Below are 5,831 nucleotides of genomic sequence, written 5' to 3'. Positions count from 1 at the left end.
CCCCCCCCCCCCCCCCCCCCCCCCCCCCCCCCCCCCCCCCCCCCCCCCCCCCCCCCCCCCCCCCCCCCCCCCCCCCCCCCCCTGACCAACCAGAAGACGGCCACCGCGATCAAGCGCCGTGACTGGAGTTCAGACGTGTGCTCTGCCGACCACCGAGCCGCTCGCCGGCCCGCCGGCGGCGCCGGCCGGGCAGGACGTGATCCGGCCGATCGACCGCCCCATGTACGCGCACGGCCACCTCGCCATCCTGCGCGGCAACCTGTCGCCCGAAGGCGCGGTGGCGAAGATCACCGGCCTCAAGAACCCGGTGATCACGGGGCCGGCCCGCGTCTTCGACGACGAGCAGTCGGCGATGGCCGCCATCATGGAGCGGCGCATCGTCCCCGGCGACGTGATGGTGCTGCGCTACCTCGGCCCCAAGGGTGCTCCAGGCATGCCCGAGATGCTGGCGCCGACGAGCGCGCTCATCGGCCAGGGCCTGGGCGAGAGCGTCGGCCTGGTCACCGACGGACGCTTCTCCGGCGGCACCTGGGGCATGGTCGTCGGCCACGTCGCGCCGGAGGCCTACGCCGGCGGCACGATCGCGCTGGTCCAGGAAGGCGACCCGATCACCATCGACGCGCACCGGCTCGTCCTGCAGCTCGAGGTCGGCGACGACGAGCTGGCTCAGCGTCGCGCCGCCTGGAAGGCACCGGCGCCGCGCTACACGCGCGGCGTGCTGGCCAAGTTCGCGAAGAACGCCTCCAGCGCGAGCCGCGGCGCGGTGCTCGACGCCGACTGAATCGTAGCGCCGGCCCATGCAGGCGCCGGCCGATGCAGGCAGCGCGGGCGGCTGCCGCGTCGGTTGCTAGCGCTGCTGCTTCTGCGCCTTGCGGCGGGCGCGGTTGTCCATGCCGAGCGAGACCAGGTTTTCCTTGCGCCGGTCGGATTTCTTCTTTTCCATGCGATCCATCTCGCGCCGCTTGTTGAGGCCCGACTTGTCGGACCAGATCCACCAAGCAAGCGCCAGCATGAACGGCGTGACGAACTTCCAGAGGTCGCCGAAGACTTCCCAGTTCCAGGTGCCGAAGACACCCACGCCGGCCACGTTGAGGAGGATCAGGACGACGCCGATGATGACGAACAGCATGCGCTTCTCCGAGGCCCGGCGAGGCGCGAGGGTCAACGCGTGACCGGCCCCTTCCGTTATCCTGATCGTAGCCGAGCGGCATGTCGCCGCGCCCGTGGGTCCCGCCATGAAACCGCTCCCGAACGCCGCCTTCGTGATCGCCTGCATGCTTTGCCTGCCTGCGGCGGCCAACCCGGAGCTCGCCAAGAAGAAGAACTGCATGGCCTGCCACCTGGTCGACCAGAAGGTGATCGGCCCGCCCTACAAGGACGTCGCCGCCAAGTACGCGGGGCAGAACGACGCCGTCGCCAGGCTGTCGCAGAAGGTGATCAAGGGCGGCGCCGGCGTCTGGGGCCCGGTGCCGATGCCGGCCAACCCGCAGGTCAGCGAGGCCGAGGCGAAGCAAATCGTGCAGTGGATCCTGACGCTCAAGTAGAGACTGCCGCGCGCGCCTCCGGGGCGAGCGAGAAGCGCTCGCCATGGCGTTCGGCCAGCGCAGCGGCGTTGGCCAGGAACCGGTCGCGACCCTCGGAAGCGATGAACTGCATCGCACCGCCGGTCCAGGCCGGGAAACCGATGCCGAAGATCGAGCCGATGTTGGCCTCGTGCACGCTCGTCAGCACGCCCTCGGCGAGGCAGCGCGCCGTCTCGATCGACTGGCGGTAGAGAAGGCGCTGCTTCAGTTCGGCGAGGTCGGGCACCGGGCCGGGCTTCTCGAAATGCCGACGCAGGCCGGGCCAAAGCCGCTTCGGCCCGTCCGGCGGGTAGTCGTAGAAGCCGCCGCCGCCGGCTCGACCTGATCTCCCGAATTCCCTGACCATCCGCTCCGCCAGCGCTTCGCCCGCGGAAGGCACGACCGTCCGGCCTTCCGCCGCGGCGTCGGCCCGCGTCTGCTCCATGACGTGCACCGACAGCGACAGCGACGTCTCGTCGAGCACCGCCAGCGGCCCGACCGGCATCCCGGCAGCGAGCGCCGCATGCTCGATCAGCGGCGCGGCGATGCCTTCGGCGAGCATCGACGCGCCTTCCATCACGTAGGTGCCGAAGACGCGGCTGGTGAAGAAGCCGCGCGAGTCGTTGACGACGATCGGCGTCTTGCCGATCGCCAGCACGTAGTCGTAGGCGCGGGCGAGCGTCTCCTCGCTGGTCGCGGCGCCGCGGATGATCTCGACCAGCCGCATCCGGTGCACCGGCGAGAAGAAGTGCAGGCCGACGAAGCGCTCGGGCCGTGCACTCGCCTCGGCCAGGCCCGTGATCGGCAGAGTCGAGGTGTTGCTGGCGAAGATGCCGCCGGGGGCGAGCATCGGCTCGGCCTCGCGCGTGACGCGGGACTTCAGCTCGCGGTTCTCGAACACCGCCTCGATGAGGAGGTCGCAGCCGTCGAGCGCGTGCCCGTCCGCCGTCGGCACGACGAGCCCGAGCAGCTGCGCCTCGGCGACCGCGTCCACGCGCCCCTGGGCCACCTGACGCGAGGTGATCCGGCGCACGGCCTCCAGGCCCGCGTTCGCCTTCTCCATCGACACGTCCTTCAGCACGCAGGCGATGCCTCGCGCCGCATTCGCATGGGCGATGCCCGCGCCCATCATCCCGGCGCCGAGCACGCCGACGCGGGCCGGCCGCCACTTCTCGAATCCCTTCGGCCGAGCCTTCCCCGACCTGATGGCGTTGAGGTCGAAGAAGAAGGCCGTGATCATGTTCCTGGCGGTCTGCCCGACCATGACCCGGGCCAGCTTGCGGCTCTCGATCCGCGTCGCCGTGTCGTAGTCGACCAGGGCGCCCTCGACCATGGCCTCAAGCACCGCCTGCGGCGCCGGGTAGAGGCCGCGCGTCTGCTGCGCCAGCATCGCCGGAGCGACTGCAAGCGCGGCGGCGATCTTCGCGCTCGACGGCGTGCCACCGGGCAGGCGGTAGTCGCGCCGGTCCCACGGCTGCATGGCATCCGGATGCGCGTCGATCCAGGCCAGCGCCTGCTCGCGCATCTCGTCGACGCTGCTGAACAGGGCCTCGATCCAGCCGAGCTCGCGCGCCTCGCGCGGGCCGAAGAGGCGCCCCTCGACGAGGTACGGCCGCGCCGCGAGGAGGCCCAGCTGGCGCACCGTCTTCGTGATGCCCGTGCCGCCGGGAATGAGGCCGAGCGACACCTCGGGCGTGCCGAACTGGATCTTCGCGTCGTCGAGGGCGAAGCGTGCGTGGCCGATCAGGGCGACCTCCCAGCCGCCGCCGAGCGCCGATCCGGCGAGGAGCGTCACGACCGGGCGACCCAGCGTCTCGAGCTTGCGGAAGCTCGCCTTCATGGCCTCGATGGCAGCGAAGCTCGCAGCCGCGTCCTTCTCCGTGAGCGTCAGCAAGCTCTTCAAGGCCGCGCCGGCGAAGAAGGTCGGCTTCGCCGAAGCGAGCAGCACGCCGCGGATGCGGTCCTTGTCCGCCAGCGCATGCGCTGCGGCCTCGGCGAGGTCGGCCTGCCACTCCGGCGTCATGGTGTTGACGGAGGCGTCGGGGGCGTCGAAGGTGATCGTGGCGATGCCGCCGGCATCGATCTCGTAGCGCAGGGTGCGCATCGTCAGACGCGCTCGATGACGGTGGCGATGCCCATGCCGCCGCCGACACACAAGGTGACGACGCCGCGTTTCAGCCCGCGCCGCTCGAGCTCGTCGAGGAGCGTGCCGACCAGCATCGCGCCGGTCGCGCCGAGCGGGTGGCCCATGGCGATGGCGCCGCCGTTGACGTTGACCTTCTCGTGCGGCACGTTCAGCTCGCGCATGAAGCGCATCGGCACCGCGGCGAAGGCCTCGTTCACCTCGAACAGGTCGATCTCGTCGACGCTGAGGCCGGCCTTGGCGAGCGCCTTGCGCGTCGCCGGCATCGGGCCGGTGAGCATGATCGTCGGGTCGGCGCCGGAGAGCGCGGTGGCGACAATGCGCGCCCGCGGCACCAGGCCCAGCGTGCGGCCCATCGCCTCGCTGCCGACGAGCACGGCGGCCGCGCCGTCGACGATGCCCGACGAGTTCCCGGCCGTGTGCACGTGGGCGATGCGCTCGACCTGCGGGTAGCGGGCCAGCGCCACCGCGTCGAAGCCCATCGCGCCCAGCTCCTCGAAGGCGACCTTGAGTTGGCCGAGGCCCTCGAGCGTGGTCCGCGGCTTGATGAACTCGTCGCGCTCGAGGACGGTGAGGCCGATCTCGTCCTCGACGGCGAGCACGGAGCGGTCGAAGCGGCCGGCCGACTGCGCCGCGGCCGCGCGCTGCTGCGAGGTGAGCGCGTAGCGGTCGACGTCCTCGCGGCCCCAGCCGGCCAGCGTCGCGATCAGGTCGGCGCCGATGCCCTGGGGCACGAAGCCGATCTGGAAGTTGGTGGCCGGATCCTGCGACCAGGCGCCGCCGTCCGAGCCGATCGGCACCCGGGACATGCTCTCGACGCCGCCGGCGACGACGAGGTCTTCCCAGCCGCTCGCCACCTTCTGCGCCGCGATGTTCACGGCCTCGAGACCGGAGGCGCAGAAGCGGTTGATCTGCATGCCGGCGACCTTGACGTCCCAGCCGGCCTTCAGCGCCGCCGTCTTGGCGATGACGGAGCCCTGCTCGCCGACCGGCGAGACAACGCCCATGACGACGTCGTCGAGCGCGGCCGGATCGAATCCGTGCCGCTTCTGCAGCTTGACGAGCAGGCCGGCGAGCAGGTCGATCGGCTTGACCTCGTGCAGGCTGCCGTCCTTCTTGCCCTTGCCGCGCGGCGTGCGGACGGCGTCGAAGATCATGGCGTGGGTCATGGCAAGGCTCCGAAGCGCGCGGCGGCGACGACGGTCGCCCGCATTGACAAGATTATCCGGCTCGGCACACTCGCCGGCACCGAGCAGGTGCTTGGTTGAACGACAGGCACATGACGGGCTATCGATCCATCTTCGCGCCGGGGCTGCTGCAGGGCCAGGCGGTGGTCGTCACCGGCGGCGGCTCCGGCATCGGCCGCTGCACGGCGCACGAGCTGGCGTCGCTCGGCGCCGCGGTGGCCATCGTCGGCCGGCGCATCGACAGGCTCGATGCGGTGCGGCTGGAGATGGAGGCCGCCGGCGGCATCTGCTCCACGCATGCCTGCGACATCCGCGAGGAAGAGACAGTGCGCAGCACGGTCGCCGCGATCCTGGCCCGGCACGGCCGCATCGATGCGCTGGTGAACAACGCCGGCGGCCAGTTCCCCGCGCCGCTCGCCTCGATCAGCGCCAAGGGGTGGGACGCGGTCGTGCGCAACAACCTCACCGGCGGCTTCCTGATGGCGCGCGAGTGCGTCACGCAGTGGATGCTCGTCGCGAGCGGGGGGAGCGATGCAGCGGATGGGCCGCCACGGGTGAACGGCGGCGCCATCGTCAACATCATTGCCGACATGTGGGGCGGCATGCCGGGCATGGGCCACTCCGGCGCGGCGCGCGCCGGGATGCTGAACCTCACCGAGACCGCAGCGCTGGAGTGGGCGCCGGTGCGCGTCAACGCGGTTGCGCCGGGCTGGATCGCGTCGAGCGGCCTCGACCGCTATCCGCCCGAGATGCAGGCGACGCTGCGCGGCCTGCCCGAGCTCGTGCCGCTGCGCCGCCTCGGCACCGAGAGCGAGGTCGCCTCGGCCATCGTCTACCTGCTCTCGCCGGCGGCGGCGTTCGTGTCGGGTGCGTGCCTGCGCGTCGACGGCGCGGCACCGAACGCCAAGCGCGTCTGGCCCGAGGTCGGCACCGGCGGCA

At 71.7% G+C, this 5,831-nt stretch carries 5 protein-coding genes and 1 pseudogene; 3 read left to right on the top strand and 3 right to left on the bottom strand.

What is annotated here, in order from left to right:
- Positions 1-154: 154 nt before the first annotated feature.
- Positions 155-781 (top strand): annotated as a pseudogene (locus tag AC30N0_RS02300) (IlvD/Edd family dehydratase); the annotation flags it as partial.
- A gap of 66 nt (positions 782-847) precedes the next feature.
- Here the strand turns inward: AC30N0_RS02300 and AC30N0_RS02295 are convergent.
- On the bottom strand, positions 848-1,129 hold the full coding sequence (locus AC30N0_RS02295) for a TIGR04438 family Trp-rich protein (protein ID WP_489516322.1): 282 nt from the start codon (positions 1,127-1,129) through the stop codon (positions 848-850).
- A 106-nt stretch (positions 1,130-1,235) separates the two neighbouring features.
- On the opposite strand from AC30N0_RS02295, the gene AC30N0_RS02290 reads away from it, so the two are divergent.
- Positions 1,236-1,544: a c-type cytochrome gene (locus AC30N0_RS02290; protein ID WP_489516321.1), complete on the top strand. Its 309-nt coding sequence runs from the start codon at positions 1,236-1,238 to the stop codon at positions 1,542-1,544.
- Here the strand turns inward: AC30N0_RS02290 and AC30N0_RS02285 are convergent.
- The gene (locus AC30N0_RS02285) at positions 1,537-3,666 is read right to left on the bottom strand and encodes a 3-hydroxyacyl-CoA dehydrogenase NAD-binding domain-containing protein (RefSeq protein WP_489516320.1); all 2,130 of its coding nucleotides are present in this window, start codon (positions 3,664-3,666) and stop codon (positions 1,537-1,539) included. The two genes, AC30N0_RS02290 and AC30N0_RS02285, sit on opposite strands and share 8 nt — an antisense overlap.
- 2 nt (positions 3,667-3,668) lie before the next feature.
- Positions 3,669-4,874, bottom strand: a complete 1,206-nt coding sequence (locus AC30N0_RS02280; RefSeq protein WP_489516319.1) for an acetyl-CoA C-acetyltransferase — start codon at positions 4,872-4,874, stop codon at positions 3,669-3,671.
- A gap of 110 nt (positions 4,875-4,984) precedes the next feature.
- Here AC30N0_RS02280 and AC30N0_RS02275 point away from each other — a divergent pair.
- Positions 4,985-5,831, top strand: an 847-nt coding sequence (locus AC30N0_RS02275; RefSeq protein WP_489516318.1) for an SDR family oxidoreductase, incomplete at its 3' end; no start/stop codon positions are given.

The sequence above is a fragment of the Rhizobacter sp. genome (assembly GCF_031412495.1).
Lineage (GTDB): Bacteria > Pseudomonadota > Gammaproteobacteria > Burkholderiales > Burkholderiaceae_C > Schlegelella_A.
The sequence above is the reverse complement of the archived record's forward strand: the minus strand, read 5'-3'. Positions and strand labels throughout refer to the sequence as shown.

Coding starts and splice junctions, on each gene's coding strand:
- AC30N0_RS02285 (WP_489516320.1), bottom strand. CDS start 3,666: ATGCGCACCCTGCGCTACGAGATCGATGCCGGCGGCATCGCCACGATC.
- AC30N0_RS02295 (WP_489516322.1), bottom strand. CDS start 1,129: ATGCTGTTCGTCATCATCGGCGTCGTCCTGATCCTCCTCAACGTGGCC.
- AC30N0_RS02290 (WP_489516321.1), top strand. CDS start 1,236: ATGAAACCGCTCCCGAACGCCGCCTTCGTGATCGCCTGCATGCTTTGC.
- AC30N0_RS02280 (WP_489516319.1), bottom strand. CDS start 4,874: ATGACCCACGCCATGATCTTCGACGCCGTCCGCACGCCGCGCGGCAAG.